The sequence below is a fragment of the Alphaproteobacteria bacterium genome, from assembly GCA_024244705.1.
GTDB lineage: Bacteria > Pseudomonadota > Alphaproteobacteria > JAAEOK01 > JAAEOK01 > JAAEOK01.
This window is the reverse complement of sequence record JAAEOK010000043.1, coordinates 1-511: the sequence shown is the minus strand read 5'-3', so window position 1 is coordinate 511 and position 511 is coordinate 1. Positions and strand designations below refer to the sequence as shown.

At 50.9% G+C, this 511-nt stretch carries 1 protein-coding gene; it reads right to left on the bottom strand.

From position 1 onward, the window contains the following. Positions 1-33: 33 nt before the first annotated feature. The gene (locus GY791_07050; protein ID MCP4328176.1) at positions 34-423 is read right to left on the bottom strand and encodes a hypothetical protein; all 390 of its coding nucleotides are present in this window, start codon (positions 421-423) and stop codon (positions 34-36) included. Positions 424-511 lie beyond the last annotated feature (88 nt).

The following is a 511-nucleotide window of genomic DNA, read 5'->3' as shown; positions in this document are numbered from 1 at the left end:
GTAAATGAAACATATTCAAGCAAGTTAAGCCCCCTACTCCTCATCCTTTTTCAAAATCCCAAAAATTGAACTATGCAGGCGCAGCTCTCCGGCTTTGGCCTTGTTAAGCATAGCGTAAAAGTAAGCCCCCGGCTTGGTCACGGGGTTTTCATCGCGCCCCATGGCATGATCGGTGAGAAGAAGGCAAATGGTTGCCCCGGTGCGCCCAAGCAGCGTGCAAGCTTCCACCCAGCTTTTCTGGCTAATATGGAGCGCTGGCCGCAGTTTATAGGCCGCTTCGACCATATCACTCCAGTTTAAGGGCCGTGGTTCCAGTGGGATATAGTCCCTAAACCGGGAGCTGGCGGCATTAAGGGCCTGTTTCAAGGTGATATGCTGCAATCCTGTAGCAAGAATGATCTCTTTTGGGCTCTTTTTATCCAAGCCTGGTACATCCTTCGCTTTTAAAAGCTTTGGCCTGCCCCCTGCCCTTTCTTCTGGTTCGTCTGGCACTATTCCTGATTGAGTGCTC